Origin of the sequence: Bartonella tribocorum CIP 105476 (assembly GCF_000196435.1) — a bacterium.
GTDB lineage: Bacteria > Pseudomonadota > Alphaproteobacteria > Rhizobiales > Rhizobiaceae > Bartonella > Bartonella tribocorum.
Map to the genome: position 1 here is coordinate 1,621,725 of NC_010161.1, position 24,218 is coordinate 1,645,942.

Sequence of the window (24,218 nt, forward strand, 5' to 3'; positions counted from 1 at the left end):
CCCCACTCAATCGAGAGACAGCAAAATCTCAAACGAAGTCTCATAAAATAAAAAACATGTAAATAATTAAGACTATTTTTTAATCGCCTTCACAATCTCTTCACGTAAAATATCTTCCAGCAAAACAGGCAATTTAGACTGCAACCATTCAGCTATAGCTGGACGCAACACATCCTTTGCAATCTTTTCTGCAGAAGAAACACAATACGCAGATAACTCCACACGACCATTTCCTCCAGTGTCTGACTGTAACTTTCTAATCTCATCTTCATATTCTTTTGCTTTATAAACAGAATTTCGTTCTTCAGAAGAAAGCTTCATCTTTTGTACATCCACACCAACTGTATCATTTTCTACCTGTGCATTCTCTTTCTCTTGCGCACTCCTTCCCCCTTGATTTTCAGTAGAAAGACCAATACGATCAGCTAAAGCCTTCATAGCATCATCAACCGATAGGGTTGTATCATAAACACCTTCTGATGCAGCTTCTGAGCGATCTTCTGAAGCATTTACGGCGACATCTTCATTTAAAAAGTGATCAGGTTGAACCGCATTTTCCTCGATTATTTCACGAATAGATGTCAAAATTTCATCCATACTTGGCTCACGTAACACGCTTGAACTCTGTACCATACTTTACAACCTCTCAAAGACGCAACAACAAATAGAATCATATTTTCAGTGTATGCAAAAGAATCATAAGATCAACATGACTCTCGTGATATTTTCAAATATGCTTGTTATAAAGAGGGCGCTACGCACAACTTTCTGTACTTAAAAAGAACATCACCACTTTGTTTTTCAACATACCCAACAACTGATTAACTAATTTTTAAAAAACTAAAATGATTTGAGATCAAAGAGCTACTTTTATGCATTATCGAATATATTGAATTGTTTTTAAGCCTAGATAATTTGCGGTCAATTTACCAATAGAAGATTGAACGCTATAGCTTGCCACAACAGCATTACGCTCTGCCATTGCAAGCGCAATTTGAGCATTAATCAACTGAGTACGAGAATTTAAAACATCTAATGTTGTTGCCTGCCCTACACGATTTTCTTGAACACGACCTTTAAGAGCAATTTCAGCAGCACGCACACTTTCACGGTAAGCAATAACAGATGCGCGTGCACCTTCCAACTGAAACCAAGCAGAAGTAAGTGCTTGTCTCGTATTACTATGCGCTAAATCGAGTTGAAGCTGTGCCTGTCCAAGCTGTTCCTTCGATTGGCGAATCTGGGCAGACGTACGCCCCCCTTCAAAGATTGGAACACTCACCGACAATCCGATTGATTTAGAAACGCCATCCTCTCCCGCACCACTGTAAATCCGATTATAAGATGCTGTTGCAGAAAAATCAACTTTAGGGAGCAACACCCCTTCTTTCGCCTTTACATTGTAACCACTCGCATTGACTAAATATTGAGCATAAAGGATTGCAGGATGCATCACAACACTCATTTGGTAAGCCGTATCAAGATTGACGGGAAGATCTGTAGCAACGGGTGGGCGTTTTAATTTTTCAGGATCAGAACCAATAATTTGACGATAGACTGCTTCTGCTGCTTTTACATCAGCACGAGCAAGACTCAGCTCTGAAACTGCCACGGAACGTGCAGCTTGAGCTTGAGCAAGATCAACGCGCCCTCCCTCACCCACATCAAATTTTGCTTTATTGGAACGAACTTGTTCTTCAAGAGCCGCTAAATTTTCTCTCCGAAGATCAGCAACACGACGTGCCTGATAGACATTAGCATAAGCCGTCACGGTCTCCAGAAACGTATTTTGTTCAGCATTACGAAGATATTCACGTTGCGCCTGCAGCTTAACTTGAGCTGAAGAAAACATATTTTGCGTGATAAAACCGTCAAATAATCTTTGATTTAATCTCACACCTATAGATCCAGAAGTGACATAAGGACCTGTAAAAGACTTATTCCGCCCATAACTCCCAATCCCTTCAACTTGTGGTAATAACCCTGATCGCGCAATGACAACGTCATCACTGGCTATACGAACAGCCGCTCGTTCACTATTCAACTTAGCATTGTGTTGATAAGCTTTAGAAAAAGCATCCATCAATGTTTCAGCACAAACAGTCTCTGATAATAAAAGACTCAAAACCAGCAAAAAACATGCCTGAAACTTCTTGTTTATTTTAAACGCAACACACACAATAATAAACCCCAAATAAATAACAGAATTATCTTCTATTTACCAAACGAACAAGCACTAAAATACAAAATCAGATGTTTTTAAAAAACAAGAAAGAGGCTTTACAGCGAGATTAAAAGCACGACGGGCTGAAATAATTCCATCTTCTTTGATGTAGATTCGTGCTACAGCTGCATTTCCATGCCCTTCAACCACCACAAGACGTCCACCGTCTTTCATTTGATCAAAGATACCTTGTGGAATAAAATCGACAGATCCCTCAATAAAAATCACATCATAAGGCCCCTCAACAGCATATCCCTGCTCTAATGGACCATGAATAACAACCACATTATCACATTGATTACGCTCTAAAGCTTCAACAGCACGCTCAAAAAGAGAATCATTACTTTCCAACGCAATCACAGACCCTGCAAGTTTCGAAAGCAAGGCTGCACAATAACCACTATTTGCACCAATATCTAAAACAACATCTGATGATTTTACAGCAGCAAGCTGTAATAATTTCGCAAGAGATGCAGGCTTCATCAAATAGCGTGCAGGAACCTCATCTCGCTCTGGACATACAACAATATCAGCATCAAGATAGCTTAATGCTTTCACATCTTCCGATACAAAATCTTCACGAGATATCGTTAAAAAAGCTTCAAGCACTGATAAATCCGTTACATCGACTGTACGAATTTGATTGTCAACCATTTTGCGACGAAGCTCAGCAAAATCTGCAACCATAACGACTATTTTCTCCTAACCTACAAAAAAAACAAAATAGCAACAATGAAGGACTAAGATCTCTTAAACGACGGGTGTTACAAAAAACACAATAGTTAATAACTTGATTCTAACAGCACAGTCTCTCACTCAAAAGTGTCTTTACAAGTGTTAGAGAGGAATAATCTCTTTTCTTATCCCCCCTAAAAGCCGTTTCGTTTAAAATCGGTTGGAGGCCTCGCCCGGAATCGAACCGGGATACAAGGATTTGCAGTCCTCTGCGTAACCATTCCGCCACAAGGCCTCATCAACAAATATAAAGGTTTCAATAAGGGAAGGTAAAGCATCCGTCAAGGTGTAGAAACCTTCTCTCGCCTTTTTTCTGCTTATTACACAATTTATCATATTTTTTTTTAAATAAAGTAATTTTATCCTTTGCAAATCAGTATTGCTTTGCTATAGCCTCTTCAGCTAAATGATTGAGCACCGTTCCCCGGTAGCTCAGCGGTAGAGCAACCGGCTGTTAACCGGTTGGTCGCTGGTTCGAATCCGGCCCGGGGAGCCACTTTTTTACTCCATTCAGAAAATTATTTTTATTCACATCTTTAAACATGAGAGGTTCGCTTAAAAGTGAAGAAAGAGATTTTTCGCAATAAAGTAGAAATGCAATATCCTACAGGATGTTTTTTCTAGTGAACACAAAAAACAATTATTTCGTTTTAAAAAGAAAATTATTGTACAAGTTTTTTTCTTATTGGTTAACTTTAAAATAATTACTTTTTTCAAATTACCGCATCTCTATCAGAGAGCATTGTAATTTTGGGCACGTTATAGTTTACGATTTCTTTTATGAGAGAGGGATATTAAATGCCACCAGTCATGAAAAAGCTTCCGTATAATCTTTGTTCCCCACCAAAAAATAATTTTTACTCAATAAAAAAATTAAAACAGTTAAGCACAAAAATTTGCTCTTGAAGCAAGCATTTTAAAAAATGGAAGAACAGCAATCAAGATCATCTATATTATCGCCGTCCCCCCCCATAATTCTCCCTGAAAACAGAAACTCCCTACCCAAAAGTTTGTAAACAGTCCAGCTTCTTACCTAACGAGTTCCTTCTACTCATCAATTCATAAACTCTACAAACAGTCCTTTGCCTTGAATATTCATTACACTGTCATAAAAACACTGAATGCGTAAAGCTTTATAGGCTTTATATCATGCCCCTAAACAAGAGTGTTTTTACAGTGCAAACAGTATAACAATCTAAGTTGTGAAGAATGCTGTAAAAACCTTCAACCAATCATAGGCGTTTTCTCCATTGTTTTTATCCATTGTCTTGTGAATCTACACACGTATTTTGAGTTTAGAAACATCTCTTAAATCTCCCCAACCCATTTCACAATGGCTCCCGTAAATGGTATAAAATACAATCCATGGATGAGTACCATCTTTGCTCCACAATAAAAGCGATACCATCATACTATTTTCTCACGCTCAATGTTAGAAATATTCCTTGTCTTTGCAATAGGTTACAAGAAGTATTTTATTGATTGCTTAAATTTTATCCACACGACCATCTCGTTTGTAACATGCAAACAAATAGTTTTAATGGATCAATATAAACAAATTCAAAATGAGAAAATTTTACGATAGCGATGAGGTATTTAATATATAAAACAATCAATTATCATTAGATAATAAAATTTTAAATTAAAAGTTATCATTAAAGATAAAACACATCTTTTATATCAATAAAATTTATCGTTATTCATATTTTTAAAAATGGAAATAAAGCAAATAAATAGTCGCCTCTACAATGAGACTCTTTTTTTCAAAAGATTTTTAAATCAGTCCAAACATTTAAAGGTTTTCATTTTGTAGAAATGAAAACCTTTGAAAATCTCTCTTATTTTGGCAAGAAGGTTGTATATCTCTCTTTTTAATGAAGAGGAATCGATAAAAGTAAAAAACTCCTAAAATACGATCTCTTTTCAAGATTCTGTTAAGCAGCCTTTTTAACTGACTTGCACTTTGCACGCTTTGCCGCTGCTTTTGCCTTTTTATGCCTCTCATTTGGAGATGAAGAATTCTTCCGCTGTAACTGTGCAGCATCATCTTTTCGACCTAAAAACCGTCTCTGGCGTTTAGATTTTTTTAAACGACGTTCTTTATTGTTTTCTTTTTCTCCACTTTGGAGCGCATTGAGCTTTTCTGGAAATGCTGCAAATTGTTCTGGAACAGAGTCAGACACCAATTTCATACGAATCAAGCGCTCTACAGCACGCAACCGTGTCCTTTCAATTTTTTCGTCAAAAAGCGTAAGTGCTTCACCAGATGCCCCATTGCGTCCTGTCCGACCAATACGATGCACATAACTTTCAGCTTCATCTGGTAAGTCGTAATTAATAACGTGGCTTATTCCTGGTATATCGATACCACGTGCAGCAATATCTGTTGCAACAAGGATCTTTACCGATCTTTCACGAAAAGCTTTTAAAGCAGATTGGCGAGCACCTTGTGATTTATTCCCATGAATTGTTGCAACTAAATAGCCATTCTTTGCTAAATGAAGTGTGACAGCATCAGCCCCATGTTTCGTTCGAGTAAAAACAATAACCGAATCAAAAGCTGGATTTGTCAAAAGTTTACTTAAAACATTCTTTTTTTCACTGGTAGGAACACAATATAATTTCTGGGTAATCTCTAAAGCTGTAGTACCTTGAGGAGCAACTTCAATCTTAACTGGATCATTGAGTAAACACTTTGCAAGCGCAGCAATTTCTTTCGGCATTGTCGCAGAAAAAAGGGCTGTCTGACGCTCTTGATGCAAAAGCTTTGCAATTTGCTTAACGTCATGAATAAACCCCATATCCAACATACGATCTGCTTCATCCAAAATCAAAAAACGAGATTGAGAAAGATCAACACACTTTTCACGAACAAGATCTCTTAAACGCCCTGGAGTCGCGATCAAGACGTCCACACCTGCTGCCATACGTTTGATTTGTTTTAAACGTGATACCCCACCAAAAACAAGACACGTCGAAAGATGTGCTCCTTTCGCCATAGTGCGAATCGCTTCATCAATCTGAACAGCAAGTTCACGCGTTGGCGCTAAAATCAAAGCACGTGCAGTTTTAGGACAGCGTTTATCACCCAAAGCTAAAATTTGACTTAAAATAGGTAAGCCAAATGCCAAGGTTTTTCCAGAACCTGTCTGTGCAATCCCTAAAATATCGTGTCCTTTCAACATCATTGGAATAGCTTGTTCTTGTATAGGCTTAGGTTTACTCATTCCAGCAATGCATAAATTTTTAATCAAAAGAGTAGGCAAACCTAACTTTGTAAAAACATCTTCTTTTTTTATAGGCAAAATAAAATCTTTCCTCAGCTGAACAACTTTCACAAAGTAACCCGCTGAACTCTCGACTCAAGAATCCGCGCAAGAGAAATCCTTGACATTTTAAACGAAGCAACACTTAAAAAGCGACCTGCGCAACTCATGAGAACCTTGAAATCAAGGTAAAGGCATACAATTCCATTTTATAAAAAGCTAACAAACCAGCTTAAATACCTTCACCCTTATTATCCTTGGATTATGATAAAAAAGCAAGGGCTTTACGAAATACATTTACCGCAACAAAAAAATATTAAATCGTTTATTTCTTGATAATTGTCTTCATCGGTAAATGTACCTTGATAAAATCAGGATAAATCTCAAGAAAAACTGGATTTTGTAAAGTTTTTTGACCGCCATAAATTAAATACCATTGAGCTTTATCGAAAATCGCCAAAGTTTTATATTGAATAATGCGATCCTTCATCTCAAGAACCGTTGGAATTAAAGCATATAAAGTACCATTATCTGTTTGAAGATACTCTATATTTTCTTTATCTAAACAATAAGCACCCGCAGGCAAATTCTCAAATTGCCTATGCAACTGTTGAAGAAAATTACCTCGCAAAGCATCCTCTGTTGTATTCAATCGACGTGCCATCTCTTTATAAAGCCGCTCAGGCATATAATGAGATATAAGCGAAAAATCCCCACTTTTTATAGCATTATTGACATCAACAACTATTTTTGAAAGTTCAGTTTTTTGTATTGTTGTTGGCTGAGATGCTAAACTCTGTTGATGAACAATCAAAAAGAAAAAGAGACTCACCACAAAATAAAAAATAGATTTCATTTTTACACTTCTTGTTTTCGTAAAATTTCAATTTCTCAAATAACAAAATCAAATAATGTTTGATCATCAGTAATATCACGATAGCGCCAACCTAACGCTTGAAATTTTTCCTCTAAGAGACGAAAATTATCGTATTTTTTTGTTTCAATCGCAACCAAAACAGAACCAAAGTTTCTCGCTGATTTTTTAAGATATTCAAAACGCACAATATCATCATCCGGTGATAATGTGGAAAGAAAATGACGCAACGCACCAGGATGTTGCGGAAAACTAAAAATAAAATACTTTCTCAAGCCTTGGAAACGCAAAGAACGCTCTTTAATCTCTGGCAAACGCTCAAAATCAAAATTACCTCCTGAAATAACGAGAAGAATTTTTTTACCCTTTAAATCTTGAGGTGGAATACTGTTAAGCGCATCAATCGATAAAGCACCAGCCGGTTCAAGGACCACACCCTCAACATTAAGCATTTCAACCATCGTAGAACAAACACGATTCTCAGGAACTGTAATGACAGAATCAGGGGGAAATTGCTTAAGAATTGTATAGTTTAGTGCACCAATTTCAGCCACCGCAGCCCCATCTACAAAAGTATCAATATTGTCCAGTTTGACTCGTTTTCCACTCTCCAAACAAGCAAGCAAGCTTGCAGCTCTTTGAGGCTCAACAAAACGAAGCTTTGTGTTCCAACCATATTCACGTAAAAACTTGCTCACCCCACTTGCCAAACCACCTCCTCCTACCGGCACAATCATTAAATCCGGCTCACTTTCTCCATTGAGTTTTTTCCATTGCAAAGCAGCTTCGCAGAGCACAGTTGCCTGCCCCGTAATAATGCGAATATCATCAAAAGGAGGCGCCATCACACCACCGCTCTCCACAACAAAGGATTGCGCAGCTTCATAACATTGATCAAATGTTTCACCAACCAAACGAATATTGATAAACTCTTTACCAAAAATACGTGTCTTCTCAATTTTCTGTTGTGGCGTTGTCATAGGCATAAAAATCACACCTTTACGTTTAAAATAACGACAAACAAAAGAGACTCCTTGCGCGTGATTCCCCGCTGAAGCGCACACAAATGCAGAATCTGTCTCTATACTGCTCAGCATTTCTGAAACAAAATTAAAAGCACCACGAATCTTATAAGACCGCACCGGTGTTAAATCTTCACGCTTCAAATAAATTTCTGCATCATATTTTTGGCTTAGAAAATCATTTCTTTGAAGGGGTGTTTCAGCAAACACGTGATGCAATCCCACCATAGCTTTTGTGACGTCTTGAATAAATTTACTCATAACACTGATCATTTCATGCTTTGTTTATATTATACAGGATTCTTCTAGCGATAAAGAAAACCATTGTCAGTCAAAATTTCACTAAAAAAAATGAATTTTTTTTCTTTTGTCATTAATTCTTGATTCAATAAAAGATATAGCTTATGAGAGAACTCTCATCGCGGACGTGATGAAAACGGTAAACATAGCAGACTTAAAATCTGCCGGTCGAAGACCTTGCGGGTTCAAGTCCCGCCGTCCGCACCATTTATATGCATTTTTTTGTTTTCTAATCATTTTGGAAATAATATCTTTAGACAATACGATAACAATATTATCAAATGAAACTGTAATAATGCGAAAGGTGGATTATCCCTTCTTTGCAAATAAGTGTTTTAGCCATGCTTTATGAATCATAAGAAATTTCATACTTAATAATTTAAGCAACTCTTCCTTACTTCCTCATCGTCACTCAAAGTCAAAGACTTTTTCTTCACCATCAAGTAACATTTACAATGCATAAAATTTCAAAAGATAAAGGTCCTATCAAAGATAGGACCTTTTAAACTTAAGTTTATTTATTTCCAAAAAACTAGAATTTATAAGCTATTCCTGCACGGAAGTCATTCGTCTTATATTTAATTTCAATTTCGTCTTTAAATTTCTTTTTACCAAAATCTGAATAACGATATTCCGCACGTACAACAAGATTATCTGTCATCGCAAAATCAACACCACCACCAAGAGTATAACCAACCATCGTTTTTGTCACATCCGATGTCTTATTAAAGGATTCATCTCCTGTAATGACTGTCGACAAAACATCTTGAAATTGTCCATAGGCGATACCACCTGCAATATAAGGCATCACACGATGAGCAGATAACCCTAAACGCACCCGTGTCGCACCCGTCCATTTTTGTTTGAATGTATGATTAAAAGTTAAACTATTTTTTTCTTCTTTATTCTCTGGATCAGATCGAGAAAAGCCTCGCCCCTGTAGTTTTACCCTTTTCAAACTCTTCTCTTCTGTACCTTCAGTTCCTTCAGTGCCTTCAGTGCCCGATCCACCAGGCTCAGTTCCTTCAGTGCCAGACCCACTAGCGCTAGATTCTTCAGTATGGATGAAAGTTTTTGTATCCTTTTTTTCCGTTAAAAGGATATCCGTATCAAGCCCAACAATCAAATTATTACCAAGATCAAAATTAACACCCGCATACAAACCACCTACAAACCCAGAAAGCTCAGGCTTATATTGTTTCTCAAGGGGCACCCATGGCTTATTTTTACTCTCCTCATCAGGATAGAGAGGAGTATCAACATCACGCGTTGTTCCAGAAATTTTACTTGAAAAGCCACCAATTTGACCTCCAAAATAAAAACCGCTCCAAGAAAAATCTGAAGAAGTAACAACTTCTGAAACAACATGTACTGGCTCTTCCGGAGCCACCACATCTGCAGCCTGTAGTATAGAAGGTGAAATTAAAGAAAAAACAGATGCTGTTATAAATTTTGTATTCATAAAATTATACCCCATTGCTAAATTAAATATAATAAAAAATCACATTTAGAAAAACAAAGTTTTATAAAATACTATGCCGCAAAATATTCTGCACTCCTTATATAGATAAATTTAAATATATTTAAAAATCTCTATATAAATATATCATTACATCAAAATTTAAGTTTGGCAAATAAATTTTAATAGATTTCAAAATATAATAATATAAATACTTAAAAAAATAAATGTTTAATGTAAATAATATATTTTGTTTTTAAATACAACAATATAAAAACATTTTGCATTAAAATTATATTATAAAAATACAAAATAAAATATTTTATGTCTCTTTTAATGAGATAAATGCTTAAAAACAATAAAGTAAATTTTTAAAATTTATAAAAATAATGTAATTATTTTGTATAAAATAAATATTTATTAAAATTATTATCAGTATTAATATTCTTATATCAAAAATACATACCATAGATTATCTCTATATATAAAATAATAGCTATTTTATATTAAAATAATCCATTATTTCCTACCCTTTTCAAAGAGAGAGATTATTAACACAAACAATATCTTTATTCTTCCAAAGTTTGTCTTCAAACAAAAATATTTCAATCATTTTATTTAAAAATTGCTCTTCCCTTACTAATTTCTATATTATCATCTACTTTTATTGCAAAACGATCTTTATTAGGAAAAGTAATAAAGCATCCCTTCATACAAATTGTTATCGTTTGATACGTATTTAAAGAAAATCTTAAAGGTATACTGCCTTCTACAACGATGATAGACTGCATCTTTAAATCAGTATTCTTCACTGTTGCAGCAAAAGATGTTATGGAAAAAATATTCAACAGAGTAACTGTAATAAAAGCATAAGTATATCTCAACATTCTAAGATTCCTTCCTCAATAAAACGCTTATATAAGACAAATCGAAGGGTGTTGGTTACATGAGAAGATGCGGTAATATTAGGTACATAAATAGCCAAATTAAAGGAAAAACTCTTGCTATCAAATGCCGTAAAACTCACCTGTGGGATAGGATTTTTTAAAACGCCTTCTGTCGAAGAAGCAATCTCTAACAAAATTTCAACAACATGCTCTGGAGTAACTTTAGATGATACAGCAACTGGAATATCAATTCGCCCTATTTTATTGCGTCGTGTCCAATTACTAACGTTATTATTAATAAGGCTTGAATTGGGAATAATAATCGTTTTACGTTGAATGGTCTCAAGTTCTGTTGCACGCACACTAATACGCTTAACAATCCCCCCTACGGATCCGGATTCTATATAGTCCCCTATTTTAAATGGTCTTCCAACTAAAATAATAAGTCCAGAGACAAAATTTTGAACAATATTCTGTAAACCAAAACCTATACCAAGTGAAAGTCCCCCAGCAATAAGAGCAAAATTTCTAAGATCCAAACCTGCCATTGATAATCCTGTCAAAGCAGACACAACAACGCCCCCATAACTTATCACTGTTTTGATAGAATTACGGATACCAGAATCGAATTCTCCGTGAGACAACACCACATGATCTAACCAACCAATAAATCGGCGAATAAGGAACCAACAGACACAAAAAGAAATAATTCCTGTTAAAAGAGAAATCAAAGAAAGAGTCATATTTCCAATCTGAAAACCGGTCACCGATTGCCAAAAAACTGCTTTTAAATCAGAATAGGAAAATCCAAACTGTGCAGCAATTGGCATTGCACAAAATACAACAACAAACAAATTGAGAAAAACGCTTACAACAATTCCCAATTGATTCATCGTTTTTTCTTCTAAACGAAACCTCTGCATCAAAAAATGACCAACCGCTGTTTTCATAAATTGTCCTTTAGTTCCAATTTCTTGAGCGCTTTTTATGCCTAAATACATGAGAACTAAGAATGCTCCATTAATCATAATCTGCTGCATAATAAAACGTGCAAGACCAACATAGCCTAAAAAATTCAACACGAAGAGCAGTAATCCCAAGCCAATAAAAGGAATGCGTATATAAAATGGCCAAAAATATGGTTCTCTTTTCTCTCCTTGAAAAGACTTATGTCTAAACTGCAAAGGGATAAATGCTATTATAAACAGTAATATTGCGACAAGAAAAACAGTAATAAAACTTTTAGCAATCGTCAAAGATAGAGGCGCTGAAATAATTTGATAAATACTATCAAAAACAGCATCAAATGCCAAAATACTTCCTAAAGAAGTGAGTAAAATCACCAATTGAGAAGCAGACGATGATGTAATATTGAGAAGACCTACATGGAGCCTATTCGATGATAGAAGAACAACCGCTAAGCGATTGATTAAAAATACTAAAATAATTTGACACCCTATCGTATCAAAAACAATCATAAGCTTACCCAGATCTAAATTAAGTTTACGAAACAAAAACAACACAAGATAAACGCAAAGAACACAGATAAGCGAAGGGAGGAAAACTGAAATAAAGGCAATCAATAAGCGTTGTAAATAAGATATTTCCTCGTTAAACTTAGTAAAATGGCAGTATACATGGACAAGAATCTTACGAGAAAAGTATGAAAGTCCCAAAGTAATCAAAAGTGGAATCAAAAAGCAAAGAAAAAGATGTAAAGGCTTGAAATAAAAGACAAAATTACACCAAGAGCTCAACAATAAAAGAAAATCTGATGAAGCCTCTTTTGTTTTTTGAACAAGATGTTTAATCATCGGGATCGAAAACTCAAGCCTATCGGTCAGTTTGCGTTTAAAAAGCTCACGAGATTGAGAAGTAGAAAGTTCAGCTATTCTATTTGTCGCCAAAAAAATTGCTTCAAACCGAAGCATAATACGATTAATTTTAGCCTTTTGCTCTATCAAATAAGCATATTCCTTCACTGAACTTTTCAGTTTTTTTACATCATGATGAAGCTCGGCTAATTGATCAAGAAGTGAATTAATCTCATTAAGAGGAGAACGCAAAACAAATGCTGCCTCAATAGCACGTTCACTGATATCTTCTGCACGTAAGCGCAGTTCTTCCAAAGCACGCTCGTCCTCTGTTTTTTTGTCAAAATCTCTTTTTAAAGCTTCAGTATTTTCTTCAAGATCCTTAATAATAAACTGTTGTTGTTGAATAATTTCATCAACCGAATAAGAAGCTATGGTCTGTTCGACAATTGTATTTTGTGCCCCCCTATTCCCCCATGCAACAGAATTAAAAACAAAGATAATCTCCAAAAGAAGGAAAATTATATGGGTATTTTTTCTACAAAATGAATACATATCTACCTTAGGCGCACAAAAAGGATTTTATATCCCCTTTTTTAATATAGTATAAGGTAGATAATTTCAACTTTTATAGAATAATCTTATAAAAGCTTTCCCTTATCCTATAATACTGATAAAAGAAAAGGATAATCGTAAGCTGAACTTAACAGATTAAAGAAGGCACTCTCGCATGCTTTTTTTGTACTTCTATTGCAAAAAAGAAAATTTGCTCCCTTTAACAACTTGGATTTTTTTGTCCAGTCTGGGTGTGTTTTTAACGAGCACCCTAGAAATGCGTGCTTATTTAATCAAACAATCACACACCAGTAATCTCATTAAAACGAATAAACTTTATTCACAAAACAAGTATGACCAGTTGAATGTTACCACAACTGAAAACAAGAAACCTGTAACATTCCATACAGAATCTATTTTTATGAAGATCTTTCAAAAGATCCTAACATTGAATCTCTTTTTAATAAAGATTCCAGCTATTGATACACGACTTCGTAATTTTCAAATGCAATATTTTTCAAATAAACGTGCTCCTCCCAATGAACAAACCTAATCCTCTTCCTTGAATGATAAAACTGAATTATAAAACGATCATCTTATTTTACTTGTGCTTTTAACTTTGAATAACTGTTAGATTGCCTATTAGCGGAATATATCATGCGTACACCAGGTTGGTTAACTACCCTTTATTGCTTTATTCTTTTGAGCAGCATTTATGTTGCCTTACCGAATTTATTTTCACACGAACAAGTTAAAAATTCAAAATTCTTACCCGACACCCGTGTAGCCCTTGGTCTTGATCTTCAAGGAGGCTCTTCTCTCCTGCTCGAAGTTGATAGCAAAACGTTAAAACGCGATCAATTACACATCGTTTTAAGCAACGTGCGCAATACATTGCGTGAAAAACAAATCCGTACCTCAAGTGTTCGTATCATTGAAGATAGCGTTGTTGTCCTCATTTCTGATGCATCACAAACTGAAAAAGCACGCGCTGCTTTAAAAACATTAATAACCCCCATACACAGTAGCTTTGGTACGACAGAACATAACATCACAATTAGTGCTCAAAATGAAACACTGCGCGTCACACTAACGGAGGCAGGTATAAAAGATCGCGTAAGCAACGCTATTGAACAAAGCTTAGAAATCATCCGTCGCCGTATCGATCAAGTTGGTGTTTCAGAACCAGCGATCCAAAAAGTTGGAAATGATCGTATTATGGTCCAATTGCCTGGCTTACAAGATCCAAAACAACTGCGAGATCTTTTAGGTACAACCGCTAAGATGAGTTTTCATCTTGTTCCTTCTAATGTGGATCCCAATAATCCCCCTATAGGTGTCTCCATTCTTCCTGGATATACGGATGAAACACAACGTTATGCAATTTATGATCAAATTGCCTTAGATGGAAATGTCCTTAAAGACGCCCGTGCTGGTTTCGACCCGCAAATTCCAGGACGTTCTATTATTTCATTTACGCTAGATTCGGCTGGTGCAAAAATATTTGCCGATATAACACGACAAAATATTAACCGTCCTTTTGCTATTGTTCTGGATAATAAGGTTTTAACAGCGCCTACCATCAATAGTGTCATTCCCAATGGACAAGGTCAAATTACCGGAAACTTTGATGCCAAAGAAGCCTCAACTCTGGCTGCTCTGCTCCGTGCTGGTTCCCTTCCCGCCCCACTCACGGTCATTGAAGAGAGAACGGTAGGTCCAAATCTTGGAGCTGATGCCATCCAAATGGGACTCTACACAGGCATAATCGGCTTTATGCTTGTTGCAATTTTTATTTTTCTTCTCTACCGGATTTGGGGATTGATTGCCAATATAGCACTAGCGCTCCACACGATTTTAACATTTGCCGCCCTCAGTCTCCTCGGTGCGACGCTAACCCTGCCTGGTATTGCTGGTATTATCTTAGGCATCGGTATTGCCGTTGATGCGAATATTCTCATCAATGAACGTATCCGTGAAGAAAGTCGAAAAGGTGTGAGTGCTTTTGCAGCTCTAGATCGTGGTTTTAAACAGGCTTTTGCAACCATTGTTGATGCAAATGTTACAGCAATTATAGCAACTGTTTTACTATTTTGGTTTGGCACCGGTCCCGTTCGTGGTTTTGCCGTCACAATGTTGCTTGGTATTATCATCTCTATGTTCACCAATATCACCATTGTACGCATCATCATGATTTGGATTGTTCGTAAATGGAAAATCAAAAATTTGCATATTCACTCTGCTTTCAGCATTATCCCTCAAAATACAACTTTCCATTTTATGAAAGCGCGATTCATTGGTATTGGTGTCTCAATTATTTTATCAATCGCTTCAGTTTTTCTCTTTTTTAAGCCTGGCTTGAATTTCGGAATTGATTTTATTGGCGGCAGCCAAATGAGTATTACCACAAAAGTACCAGCAGACCTAGCAACCCTGCGTTCCAAGCTTTCTGTCCTTAATATTGGTGAAATTACCCTGCAAAATATCGATAACGAAAACACCGTACTCATTCGCATGCAGAAACAAAGTGGGAGCGAAGCACAACAAACCATTGCCATTGATAAAGTCAAAACAGCTGTACAAAATATCTATCCCGATACTACATTTGATCAAATAGAAGTTGTTGGCCCCAAAATTTCAGGCGAACTTGCCACAGCGGCCTTTACGGCTGTTATTCTTGCCGCTATTGCTATGACTCTCTATATATGGTTACGCTTCGAGTGGTTCTTTGCCATTGGAGCCATTGTCACACTCATTCTAGACACCACAAAAATGATTGGCTTTTTTGCTTTATTTCAATTTGATTTTAATTTAACAGCCATCGCTGCGCTCTTAACAATTGTTGGATATTCTATAAATGATAAGGTTGTCGTCTATGATAGAATGCGCGAAAATATGCGCCTTTATAAAAAAATGCCGTTGCGTGAGCTGATTGATCTGTCAATTAACCAGGTTCTTGTCCGTTGCTTTTTTACATCAGCCACAACAATTCTTGCTATGCTTCCCATGGCGATCTGGGGTGGAAGTGCTGTTCATAATTTTGCATTGCCTATGGTCTTTGGGATTATTATTGCAACATCATCCTCTATCTTTATCGCTGCACCTATTTTACTCCTGCTCGGAAATTGGTGGCGTGAACGCAGTAATCGTGTAAATACTAAAGCGAAATGAAAATGTCCTTTAATTCATATGATACATCATTCCTCCCATCTCAAAGAAATAAGAGATATCTTCATTCCTTCGCTTTTTAATCAAGAATAGAAAATAATCCATGCTCCACGACACACCACTTATCACAACCATTGTTGCCGGTTTATGTTTAGCATTTCTTTTGGGAATGATTGCTAGCCGTTTGCGGATTTCACCCCTTGTGGGCTACTTGTTAGCTGGCGTTATCGTGGGGCCCAATACAGGCGGATTTAAAATAGATTCCGTTATTATCAACCAACTCGCTGAAATTGGTATTATTTTGCTCATGTTTGGGGTTGGATTACACTTTTCATTAAAAGACCTTTTATCTGTCAAAGCGATTGCTGTCCCCGCTGCTATTGCGCAGATGGCATTTTCTACTCTTCTAGGCTTATGCCTTGGTCTGATTATGGGATGGAGCCTTAGCGGAAGTTTGATCTTCGGTCTTGCTTTATCCATAGCAAGTACTGTTATCCTGTTACGTGCCTTGCAAGAACGTCATCTTATTGAAACAGAAAAAGGGCGCATTGCCGTTGGATGGTTGATTATTGAAGATTTAGCAATGGTCCTTATCCTTGTTCTCATCCCATCCTTAGCAAGCACCCTTAACAGTACCAATAAAGAAACATTGGATCCTCTCGTTCAATGGTTGGATTTAAGTATTTGGGGTGTTTTTGGTCTCACCATCTTGAAAGTAATTATATTTATCGCACTGATGCTCGTCATTGGACGACGCGTTATCCCATGGCTTTTAAAAATGAGCGCACACTCGGGATCACGTGAATTATTCCGTCTTAGCGTCTTTGCTATTGCCCTAGGCGTAGCTTTCGGAGCTGCTCATTTATTTGGTGTTTCTCTTTCTCTTGGTGCTTTTTTTGCCGGTATGGTCATGAGCGAATCTGAATTAAGTCATCGTGCCGCTGAAGAATCCTTACCCCTGCGTGATGCTTTTTCTGTTCTCTTTTTTGTTTCTGTAGGCATGTTATTTGACCCAGAAAAACTCTTGACTCATTTTTTTCCTCTCTTAGCAACCTTATTCATTATCGTCATTGGAAAATCTGCTGTTGCTTTTTTCATCGTTAAAGCTTTTCGCTATTCGAATGCAACGGCTTTGACGATTGCTGCAAGTCTTGCCCAAATCGGAGAATTTTCCTTTATCCTTGCTGGTTTAAGTCTAAGCTTAGGACTTTTAAACAATGACGCTCATGATTTAATTCTTGGAGGAGCAATTTTTTCTATTTTGCTCAATCCTCTTGTTTTCATTGCCTGTAATAAAATTAAAAAGCGTTTAGAAAAGTTTTCTGCCTCTTCACAAAATACCCAAACAATCATTGATATTGATCCACAAGATCCAGATCAAGATTTTTTACCAATGACCTTAAAAAACAACCATATCGTCATTATTGGCTATGGTCGTATCGGTAAGTGTATTGCATTATCTTTAATAAATAGAGATAAACCTATCGTAATTGTAGAAGAATCAAAACGCCTTTCTGATAAAGCAATTTCAGACGGCTTTGAAGCTATTTGCGGTAATATCATTCAACAAGAAATCATGAACGCAGCCAATATAAATAATGCACATAAAGTTGTTATTACAATGCGAAGTACCATTGAAGTAGGAGAATGTATTGTGAATATACGTGATATGAAGAAGGATATCCCAATAATCACTCATGCATTATCGGACACAGAAACAGCTTATCTCGTTGATTTAGGTGCTGATGTTGTAGTAACGGATGATGAAGAAATTGCCAATGGCATCATAAAGCATATAACAGAACCAAAATCTGTAAAGAATATGCATAATCATAAAAATTTATAGAAAACATAAAATGGATAAAGAAGCGTGAAAATAAAGCAATTTATATGGCCCTTAATTGGTATCTTAGCAATGCTGATATCTATTCGGATTCTTTATATAAAGCTCTCTGCCATTTCGTTTGGAGACGTATTGGAACGTTTGAGCGATTTAAATGCACAGCACTGGTTATTAGCCTGTCTATGTTCTCTCCTTGCTTATGCTGCTCTTGCTGGATATGATCGCATTGCCTTGCAACATCTAGGCCATAAAATTTCTTGGATTTTTATCGCTATCTGTTCATTTACAACTTATGCTCTTTCACACAATATCGGCGCTTCTGTTTTTTCTGGTGCCATTGTGCGCTATCGCGCTTATAAAATGAAAGGATTAAATGGAACAGAAATCGCCATATTAGTAGGTTTTTGCTCTTTTACTTTTATAATTGGCACAATCTTACTGTTGGGGATCGTTTTGGTTCTGCAACCCGAAATTATCACCCTCATTCATGAAGGACTTCCTGAATGGCTTGGAACAACAGTTGGAGCAGTTTTACTCAGTTGCGTAGCACTTTATACGTTTGGGAGCTGGCTTCAATTGAACCCCTTACGCTTGGGCAAGAAAATTCAGCTTTCCTATCCACGGCTAAAAATTGTTATTCAACAGCTCCTCATTAGCCCCCTAGAGCTTTTAGGAGCAGCAGGAATTATCTATGCTGTTCTCCCCTACAATGCAGATATTCATTTTATTTCTGTTCTTGGTGTTTTCCTAGCATCTTTTACGCTAACGCTTCTCTCCAATGCTCCAGCAGGCGGCGTAGGCGTTCTTGAAGCGCTCTTCATAACAGGTATGCCCAATGTAAATCCAACGGATGTTATCGCAGCACTTATTGTCTTTAGAATACTTTATTTGATCATACCATTCATCATTTCATTATTTGTGGTCGCCATTTTTGAAGCGCAACAATATTGGAAAAAAGCCCCAAAAACACCACCTAAATAAATAAAAGGCTATCAATGTCCTCTTCTTTGTGTGCCCATAAATGATATAATCATGCCGGAGTTCAATTGCATATGTAAAAGAATACAATTGTTATTTGTATTTATCTTTTTTACTTTCAAACCTGAAAGGCTCCCTTTATAAGAAGCTGCCCCCTGAGAAAAACATAGAAATATTTGTCTATTTTCCCGCAAAAAGACTCCCATAAAATTAAAAATATCTATCCGTATAGAAAATCGTTTCTACAACATACAAAACATTGATTTATAAAGATAATTTATCATTACTCAACTTAAATGAGAACCTTGAACCCCATAAGATTCTCTCATTTCAAACCTATTCTATGGTAAATCCAATAAAAAACACTCGCTTGCACATCACAAGCGGGAAGGACCGTGTGAAGTAAAACTGTGCAAGAAAGGACTAAAAATGCCTTTTCTGAAGAGTCTCAAACGCCAAAAGCTACCCGGTATAACACCCAAGAGCTCGCAAAGTGCGTGGCGTGCTGGCTTACTCCTACTCCTCAGTTTCACTTAGCCTCTTATATCCTAAAAATTTTTACACAACCAATAAATTATTTAGAGTACAACATAAATGGTGGGTGATGAGGGGATCGAACCCACGACCCGCTGATTAAGAGTCAGCTGCTCTACCGACTGAGCTAATCACCCATGAGCTTCCCAAAAGACGAGAATAAGCGTTTCTATAACGCTCCTAAGGATAGATGTCTAGATATTTTGTTGTTTTTTAATAGCCTTATCGTCTGTAGGATTTAAAATATGATATTCACCACTTGATCTTATATAAAAATAGACCCATTATAAGAAGCTCTATAAATAAATGTTCTGATTGTCATACAGAATCTATCGTTGGAGGATTATCGAGCATAATGCCCGAACAAAATTTAGAGGAACCTTCTTGTCGTTGTCAGCGGAATGGGGCATCGTTTCATTTTATCAATAATCATATGCGTTTAAGCAATATTTTTCTGTTTTTTTCTTTGAATGTAAATTTTTTACATTCAAAGTTCATGGTCCTATGCACGAATTAAAGCCTATGAATTTTTTTTGTCAATCACGCGCTTTTAAGCTTTTAAAAGGTGAGAAATGATAGAATGGATCACAGATCCCCATGCGTGGTTTGGTTTGATCACGTTGGTTTTTCTCGAAATTGTTTTAGGAATAGATAACCTTATCTTTATTGCAATTTTAGCTGAAAAATTGCCATTGCATTTGCGTGACCGTGCACGCTTGATAGGTCTTACTTTAGCACTAATCATGCGGCTTTTCCTTCTTACAGTTATTGGGTGGGTTATGAGACTCGATACGGTCATTCTTTCACTTTCATCTTTTGTCTTTAGTTGGCATAGCTTTATTTTAATTGGTGGTGGAGCCTTTTTGCTAGCAAAAGGAACATTAGAATTGCATGAAAGATTAGAAGGAGTATCGCATGAAAGAAAAACAGGCGCTGCTTATGCTGTTTTTTGGCAAGTCATTGTTCAAGTTGTAGTGCTGGATGCCGTTTTTTCTCTCGATAGTATTATTACCGCAACAGGTATGATTGCAAAAGAGCAAGCAGCAGTTATGTATATCGCAGTCATTGCTGCTATGGGAGTGATGATGTGTGGCTCTGGCTCTCTCATGCGTTTTATTAATCGTCATCCCACTATTGTCATCCTTTGTCTTGGATTTTTGATGATGATTGGTTTTACGCTCATTGTTGAAGGATTTGGTTTTCATATTCCCAAAGGATATTTGTATGCTGCTATTGGTTTCTCTGTTCTCATCGAAGCTTTTAATCAAATTGGACGTCGTAACCGAGAAAAGATGATTACAACAAATGATCTACGCAGTAAAACCGCTGGTGCTGTTTTAAGACTCTTAGGAGGGGGCAGTAAAGATAGTCATCTTGCTGAAACTGTAGATGTCATTGCTGAACAGGCTGCAGCTTCTGAGTTATTTAGACCAGAAGAAAAGGAGATGATTCGTGGTGTTCTCGATTTAGCTGATCGTCCTGTTCGCTCTATCATGTCGCCTCGAAATGAGATTGAGTGGTTAGATTTAAATGCTGATGAAAATGAAATGCGTGAAGAATTACAAAAGGTTAAACATAGCCGCTTAATTCTTGCGCGTGAAAAAGTGGATGAATTTGTTGGCGTCGCGTTAACAAAAGATCTTCTTTTGAATTTGGCTGAGGGTAAAAAGATTAATTGGAAAAAAGCGATGCGAGAACCCCTTGTTGTTCATGAAAACACAAGTGTTTTACGATTGATGGAGCAATTACGTCATTCTTCGATTCAGCTTGCAATTATTGTTGATGAGCACGGATCTTTTGAAGGGATTGCAACACCAACCGATATTCTTGAAGCTATTGCAGGAGACTTTCCTGATGATGATGAAGAGCTCATGATCGCAGAACAACTTGAAAATGGCAGCCTTCTTGTCGAGGGATATGCTGATATCCGCCGTTTAAGCGGTTATCTTGGGCGTAATCTTGTTGATGAAGCAGATCGTTATACGACTCTGGCAGGCTTTATGCTTTGGCAGTTTGGTCATTTGCCAAATGAGGGAGAAAGTTTTGAAACGGATGGTTTATGCTTTAAAGTAATTGAAATGGAACGCCGAAACATATCTAAAATCCTTATTTCTCCACTTGTTTTACCAGAAAAAAGCTGATTCTTTTGATCTATAAAGTAAGTAAAAAGTTTTCACTGATGATTTGCGAAGATCACTAAAAGAGAAAATGTGCAAAATTATTTATCAATGGTTATTAATCTTAAAAAAGAATGACTTTATACAATATAATGATTCATAATAATTATTTATCGTTTTTTTCATTAAAAGACTCTGTCACTTTCACATCAAAAAAGCAGCTTTCAAAGGTCAGATTGCCGTGTTAGGATAGGCGATTACTGATAAGTTCACTTAACTGATGAAAACGGCTTTGAGCTCTACCCTGAGATCGTTTTGAAAAGAAACTTAGAGAGTATATTGCTCGATGAATTGGAAATGTACCATTCAGCATCTGCAATTTCATCAATAAATGATGAAAAAAGCTTTAGAGATTTGATGGTTATCGATTACAGAGAAATAACTACAATGAAAATCGCTATAACCGATAGAATAACTGAAATAAGTGAGTTTGACAAACCTCTGACTGACTTGGGTGCTTAATTTTATTTCTTCAACTCTTAAAATGAAGACAACTTTCCTGATGAAATTCTGGAAAAATTGATGTCTTATTAATCTGGCATGCAAAAATAACAGAGAAAACAGCCAAGAAATTGCATAAATGTAAAATAGCAGGACGATTTGGTATCGGTTGTGAACAATTAGATTAAGAAGAGCTAAGAAAACACGGTGTTGAATTTGCTAACACCCTTCTTCTTGTATAGACGAAACCGCCGACGATTTAGCAAAAAATATGATAAAACATCGTAAGAAAACAATCTTAAAATATGCCGTCTCAAACATAAAACCATTGAGTTGGCTGTGTTCGGGAAAATAGGAAAAGAAACGCTAAAACGTTAAGACTTTTTAGATTCAAAATTCTTGTCTATGACCCATAAAGATGAAGATCTCGCTAAATCACTCAACGTCAAAACTTTTAAAAGATAGAAATGCACGTCTAGAATAATCTGATATGGTATCACTACACCTCCCTCTTACCAACAAAACATATGGGAATATTTCATTCAAAATGCCTCCAAAAGAGTAGAAAAAAAGCTATCTTTGTGAACCTCAAAAGGATAAAATATTCAGCGATTTTGATTGCTTAGAAAGCATCTAAGCGAAAATCCTAAGTTCCACGCATTCCCTGATATTTTCCCCATAGAACCACCCAATAGCCCCCTCTCATTAAAGCTTAGAGAAACGATACTTTCTGGTTATCTTCAAGATTGGTCATTAATCCATATAATACATATTTTTTTTAAAATCACACATATCGATATAAGAAAAAATATTGTTTCCCTAGTGATATCTTTTTTATATAAAAGGAAAAGAAAAACTTGGAGGTTTCCTATGATTAATAATATTTACTGTGTCGGACTCAATTATATTGAACATGTTCATGAAATGGGGAATGTTGTTGAAGATGAACCTGTTATATTTAGCAAACCGAATAGTTCACTCATCTTAGGAAATCAAATTGATCTTCCTGATTTTTCCAAAGAAATACATTTCGAAACTGAGATTGTGCTCAGAATCTCAAAGGATACCTTTATGGTCAATGAAAGAGAAGCTGAAGAATGTTATGATGCTGTAGCGGTAGGTCTTGATCTAACAGCAAGAGATTTGCAAACAAAATTAAAAGAAAAAAAGCTTCCTTGGCTTTTGTCTAAAGGTTTTAAAGGAGCCGCGTACGTCTCTGATTTCATAAACAAGGAAAAAATTAAGGCCCCAATAACCTTTACAATGAAGTTGAATAACGAGATAAGGCAAGTTGGCAATACGAAAAATATGATCTTTAGCTTTGAGAAAATAATATCATTTTTAAGTCACTACATTCAGCTAAGGCGTGGTGATATCATATATACAGGCACTCCACAAGGAGTAGGAAAACTCTCTAAATTTGACAGAATAGAACTCTATCTTGAAGATCAATTAATCTCAGAGCTAAAAGTAAAATGAGTCATCAAATACTGACCTTTTTCATTATTTCATTTTTTTAGTCATCTCACCGGGACCGAATATGGTTCTTAATAATTGATCATGCAACAAGGTTAGTAAAAAAGAAGGCATTTGCTAACGTCTTAAGATTGTGTACAGCAACATATGCACATGGAGCGTTTTCCAGGTGTATCAGCACGCATTCTCAACAACAAAACGCTCTTCCTTTTAGTAAAACTCATGGGAAGCTGCTATTTATTATATATGGGCTTTAAATCGATTAAATCTGGAATACATAGCTTAAATTCAAAAGAAAGAATATCAACGAATGAAAAAAGCATTGTCGGTAAAACAAAGCTTTTTACCAGCTATATGGACGGTTTTTTTAACACAAATACTAAATCCCAAAGTACCAATATTTTACATAGCAGCCTTTCCAAAATTCTTAGCTTTTGGCAGTAGCATAAAAAAGGCTTTGAACTT

Annotated in this window: 15 protein-coding genes and 4 tRNA genes; 8 read left to right on the forward strand and 11 right to left on the reverse strand. The window is 36.2% G+C overall.

Going from position 1 to position 24,218, the window contains the following annotated elements:
* Positions 1 to 72 precede the first annotated feature (72 nt).
* From BTR_RS07315 to BTR_RS07330, 4 genes are all read right to left on the reverse strand, one after another.
* Positions 73 to 633 carry a DUF2497 domain-containing protein gene (locus BTR_RS07315; protein ID WP_012232006.1) on the reverse strand — a complete coding sequence of 187 codons (561 nt, stop codon included), beginning with the start codon at positions 631 to 633 and terminating at the stop codon, positions 73 to 75.
* Between the two features lie 244 nt (positions 634 to 877).
* Complete coding sequence (locus tag BTR_RS07320) at positions 878 to 2,179, reverse strand: TolC family outer membrane protein (RefSeq protein ID WP_012232007.1); 1,302 nt, start codon at positions 2,177 to 2,179, stop codon at positions 878 to 880.
* Between the two features lie 57 nt (positions 2,180 to 2,236).
* Positions 2,237 to 2,911 (reverse strand): protein-L-isoaspartate O-methyltransferase family protein, encoded by a 675-nt coding sequence (locus BTR_RS07325; protein ID WP_012232008.1) that lies wholly within the window; start codon positions 2,909 to 2,911, stop codon positions 2,237 to 2,239.
* Between the two features lie 209 nt (positions 2,912 to 3,120).
* A tRNA-Cys gene (locus BTR_RS07330) sits at positions 3,121 to 3,194 on the reverse strand.
* 186 nt (positions 3,195 to 3,380) lie between these two features.
* Between BTR_RS07330 and BTR_RS07335 the strand changes: the two genes are divergently transcribed.
* Positions 3,381 to 3,455 (forward strand) — tRNA-Asn (locus tag BTR_RS07335).
* A 1,438-nt stretch (positions 3,456 to 4,893) separates the two neighbouring features.
* Here BTR_RS07335 and BTR_RS07340 read toward each other — a convergent pair.
* From BTR_RS07340 to ilvA, 3 genes are all read right to left on the reverse strand, one after another.
* Positions 4,894 to 6,264, reverse strand: a complete 1,371-nt coding sequence (locus BTR_RS07340; protein ID WP_171815227.1) for a DEAD/DEAH box helicase — start codon at positions 6,262 to 6,264, stop codon at positions 4,894 to 4,896.
* 286 nt (positions 6,265 to 6,550) lie between these two features.
* Positions 6,551 to 7,081, reverse strand: coding sequence for a hypothetical protein (locus BTR_RS07345; RefSeq protein ID WP_012232010.1), 531 nt, complete (start codon positions 7,079 to 7,081; stop codon positions 6,551 to 6,553).
* Between the two features lie 35 nt (positions 7,082 to 7,116).
* Positions 7,117 to 8,394: a threonine ammonia-lyase IlvA gene (gene ilvA, locus BTR_RS07350; protein WP_012232011.1), complete on the reverse strand. Its 1,278-nt coding sequence runs from the start codon at positions 8,392 to 8,394 to the stop codon at positions 7,117 to 7,119.
* 148 nt (positions 8,395 to 8,542) lie between these two features.
* Between ilvA and BTR_RS07355 the strand changes: the two genes are divergently transcribed.
* Positions 8,543 to 8,628 (forward strand) — tRNA-Leu (locus BTR_RS07355).
* A 325-nt stretch (positions 8,629 to 8,953) separates the two neighbouring features.
* Here BTR_RS07355 and BTR_RS07360 read toward each other — a convergent pair.
* The 3 genes from BTR_RS07360 to BTR_RS07370 all read right to left on the reverse strand — a co-directional run bounded on the left by BTR_RS07360 (position 8,954) and on the right by BTR_RS07370 (position 13,136).
* Positions 8,954 to 9,883, reverse strand: a complete 930-nt coding sequence (locus BTR_RS07360; protein ID WP_012232012.1) for an outer membrane protein — start codon at positions 9,881 to 9,883, stop codon at positions 8,954 to 8,956.
* A gap of 611 nt (positions 9,884 to 10,494) precedes the next feature.
* Entirely contained in the window at positions 10,495 to 10,767 is a 273-nt protein-coding gene (locus tag BTR_RS07365; protein ID WP_012232013.1) for a hypothetical protein, read from the reverse strand.
* Complete coding sequence (locus BTR_RS07370) at positions 10,761 to 13,136, reverse strand: mechanosensitive ion channel domain-containing protein (RefSeq protein ID WP_012232014.1); 2,376 nt, start codon at positions 13,134 to 13,136, stop codon at positions 10,761 to 10,763. The genes BTR_RS07365 and BTR_RS07370 overlap by 7 nt, the downstream gene beginning before the upstream one ends.
* A 175-nt stretch (positions 13,137 to 13,311) precedes the next feature.
* Here BTR_RS07370 and BTR_RS13450 point away from each other — a divergent pair, with 175 nt between their 5' ends.
* The 4 genes from BTR_RS13450 to BTR_RS07390 all read left to right on the forward strand — a co-directional run bounded on the left by BTR_RS13450 (position 13,312) and on the right by BTR_RS07390 (position 19,128).
* Positions 13,312 to 13,689: a hypothetical protein gene (locus BTR_RS13450; RefSeq protein WP_012232015.1), complete on the forward strand. Its 378-nt coding sequence runs from the start codon at positions 13,312 to 13,314 to the stop codon at positions 13,687 to 13,689.
* A 104-nt stretch (positions 13,690 to 13,793) separates the two neighbouring features.
* Positions 13,794 to 16,307 carry a protein translocase subunit SecD gene (gene secD, locus BTR_RS07380; RefSeq protein WP_012232016.1) on the forward strand — a complete coding sequence of 838 codons (2,514 nt, stop codon included), beginning with the start codon at positions 13,794 to 13,796 and terminating at the stop codon, positions 16,305 to 16,307.
* A gap of 100 nt (positions 16,308 to 16,407) precedes the next feature.
* Positions 16,408 to 18,150, forward strand: a complete 1,743-nt coding sequence (locus BTR_RS07385; RefSeq protein ID WP_012232017.1) for a cation:proton antiporter domain-containing protein — start codon at positions 16,408 to 16,410, stop codon at positions 18,148 to 18,150.
* A gap of 24 nt (positions 18,151 to 18,174) precedes the next feature.
* The gene (locus BTR_RS07390; protein WP_012232018.1) at positions 18,175 to 19,128 is read left to right on the forward strand and encodes a lysylphosphatidylglycerol synthase transmembrane domain-containing protein; all 954 of its coding nucleotides are present in this window, start codon (positions 18,175 to 18,177) and stop codon (positions 19,126 to 19,128) included.
* A 592-nt stretch (positions 19,129 to 19,720) separates the two neighbouring features.
* Here BTR_RS07390 and BTR_RS07395 read toward each other — a convergent pair.
* Positions 19,721 to 19,796: transfer RNA gene (locus tag BTR_RS07395), tRNA-Lys, on the reverse strand.
* A gap of 435 nt (positions 19,797 to 20,231) precedes the next feature.
* Between BTR_RS07395 and BTR_RS07400 the strand changes: the two genes are divergently transcribed.
* Positions 20,232 to 21,800, forward strand: coding sequence for a TerC family protein (locus BTR_RS07400; protein ID WP_012232019.1), 1,569 nt, complete (start codon positions 20,232 to 20,234; stop codon positions 21,798 to 21,800).
* A 1,347-nt stretch (positions 21,801 to 23,147) separates the two neighbouring features.
* Positions 23,148 to 23,756 (forward strand): fumarylacetoacetate hydrolase family protein, encoded by a 609-nt coding sequence (locus tag BTR_RS07410; RefSeq protein ID WP_012232020.1) that lies wholly within the window; start codon positions 23,148 to 23,150, stop codon positions 23,754 to 23,756.
* Positions 23,757 to 24,218: the final 462 nt, after the last annotated feature.

Coding starts and splice junctions, on each gene's coding strand:
- BTR_RS07315 (WP_012232006.1), bottom strand. CDS start 633: ATGGTACAGAGTTCAAGCGTGTTACGTGAGCCAAGTATGGATGAAATT.
- BTR_RS07325 (WP_012232008.1), bottom strand. CDS start 2,911: ATGGTTGCAGATTTTGCTGAGCTTCGTCGCAAAATGGTTGACAATCAA.
- BTR_RS07345 (WP_012232010.1), bottom strand. CDS start 7,081: ATGAAATCTATTTTTTATTTTGTGGTGAGTCTCTTTTTCTTTTTGATT.
- ilvA (WP_012232011.1), bottom strand. CDS start 8,394: ATGATCAGTGTTATGAGTAAATTTATTCAAGACGTCACAAAAGCTATG.
- BTR_RS07360 (WP_012232012.1), bottom strand. CDS start 9,883: ATGAATACAAAATTTATAACAGCATCTGTTTTTTCTTTAATTTCACCT.
- BTR_RS07365 (WP_012232013.1), bottom strand. CDS start 10,767: ATGTTGAGATATACTTATGCTTTTATTACAGTTACTCTGTTGAATATT.
- BTR_RS07370 (WP_012232014.1), bottom strand. CDS start 13,136: ATGTATTCATTTTGTAGAAAAAATACCCATATAATTTTCCTTCTTTTG.
- BTR_RS13450 (WP_012232015.1), top strand. CDS start 13,312: ATGCTTTTTTTGTACTTCTATTGCAAAAAAGAAAATTTGCTCCCTTTA.
- secD (WP_012232016.1), top strand. CDS start 13,794: ATGCGTACACCAGGTTGGTTAACTACCCTTTATTGCTTTATTCTTTTG.
- BTR_RS07385 (WP_012232017.1), top strand. CDS start 16,408: ATGCTCCACGACACACCACTTATCACAACCATTGTTGCCGGTTTATGT.
- BTR_RS07400 (WP_012232019.1), top strand. CDS start 20,232: ATGATAGAATGGATCACAGATCCCCATGCGTGGTTTGGTTTGATCACG.
- BTR_RS07410 (WP_012232020.1), top strand. CDS start 23,148: ATGATTAATAATATTTACTGTGTCGGACTCAATTATATTGAACATGTT.